At 42.6% G+C, this 1817-nt stretch carries 2 protein-coding genes; both read right to left on the bottom strand.

Annotated features, from left to right (window positions below):
• The coding region (locus AB5935_RS25070) for a carboxypeptidase-like regulatory domain-containing protein (RefSeq protein ID WP_368327763.1) at positions 1-710 on the bottom strand (710 nt) is incomplete at its 3' end.
• A 23-nt stretch (positions 711-733) separates the two neighbouring features.
• Positions 734-1817 (bottom strand): RagB/SusD family nutrient uptake outer membrane protein (locus AB5935_RS25065; RefSeq protein WP_368327762.1); only part of this gene is annotated, 1084 nt, incomplete at its 5' end.

Genomic DNA, 1817 nt, shown 5'->3' with positions numbered 1-1817 from the left:
GTATAGAACAGCGTATCTCCGCTTACAAATGCTGCCGGAGCACACATATCGTCGTCCGTAGGACGACGCTGGAAAGAGGCCGGAGCAAATTCCCAGTCACTTAGATTCTTTGAATAATGGAAGCCTCCCTGGTTCGTGGAAAACAGGAAATACTCATCTTTATAAATTAATCCCATCGGATCGGCAGAAGATCTGAACGATCCGTTAGACTGAACATTGTTGTTATAAGGTTCATAGTTATAACTAATATTCATAGGATTACAATAGGTACGAGTGACAGGATGCGCAGGGTCATACCACCTTGTAGCTTGAGCAGGCTGACGCTGCACAGACTTATGCTTTCCTGATTGCATAACGATTTTCACTTGCCGGTCGTCAACAGCACGTTTTACATTGGCAAAAGATTTTCCCGGATAATAGGCATAAAGATGCACATCGTTATCAGTAGCCTTCAACGTATAACGGCCTTCTATGTTCGTGTTACAATGAACCGGACTCGAGAAAAACATAACGGTAGCCCCTTCAAGCGGATTACCCCGTTCATCTACAACCGTTCCGGTTATTTCGTATTGATTTACTACCGGGATATAGTAGTCGCTTACCTGTCCTTTTACTACTTTTATAGAATCTTCCGGTGGTAATGCGTTCCCTGCCAAGGCAGAGAACGCTATCCCAGAACTTAGTAATATCTTTTTTACTATTCCTGTCATTTCCTAATTTTATTTAGACATAATTACTCGTCAATCGGTTCGTTCGTCAGACTTGGGATATTAGATACCTGATCGAAAGGAAGCGGATAATAGGTTTTATCTTCAGTCCATCCTTTGGAACCAAGCACAGAAGCAGCCTTACCGGTACGAATCAAGTCATTGTAACGTTCTCCCCACTCACAAACAAGTTCCATACGGCGTTCATCAAGGATTTGGTCTACAGTCGCACCATCAATCTCGGACATTCCCGCACGATCACGTACAAGTTTCAATGACGCATCACCATCCTTGCCCAAACGTACCTTAGCTTCTGCATTCATCAATAATACATCAGCGTAACGGAATATACGTACATTGTTATTTGCACCATATTTGGTACGACCTGGTGTCAACTGATTTGTCGGAGTATAAGCTTTTCCATTCCAGCAATCTGTTTGAGTAGAGTTCTGCAATTCACGAATCACATCACCGCTTGGAGTAGTTGTACCAGCCAACAGGAACGAAGTCGTAGCACGGATAGTCTCACCACGAGCCGCTGCCCAATCACGGAAATCTTTATATATACCGATAAATCCCCAGCCTGAAATATTTCCGTCGTTCGCCGGTCCTTGGAATACAAACCAGTTATCAGCATCTACCATATCACCTGACCCAAGACCAAAGTCAGTACACTGACATTCGAATAACGATTCATCACAAACCTTACCCGGAATCTTGAATAAATTATAGTAATCATCATAAAGCTTAAATTTCTTGCTACCGATAATATCATCTGTCAATGTTTCAACTTCTCCATAATTACCCTGATTCAGATGTATCTTTGCTGCAAGCATCTCTGCCGAGAAAGCAGTGACAGCACCATAATGAGCCATTTCATTCGGACGTAATCTCGGAGTATGGTCCATCGTATACTGTAGATCTTCAAGAACATATTTATATACAGCATTGATCGTTGAACGGGTCATGTCGGTTTGAGTATTACTACGCAAAATAGTTACCGGACCAAAAGCCTGTACAAGTCGGTAATAGGCATAAGCACGAAGGAACCTCACTTCACCACAGTAAGAGCGGTAATTAGTCATATCATCGTCCGACGTGATATTTTCT

The sequence above is a fragment of the Phocaeicola sp. RTP21198st1_B8_RTP21198_201120 genome (genome assembly GCF_040929485.1).
Lineage (GTDB): Bacteria > Bacteroidota > Bacteroidia > Bacteroidales > Bacteroidaceae > Phocaeicola > Phocaeicola dorei.
This window is presented reverse-complemented; position numbering and strand designations above follow the sequence as displayed.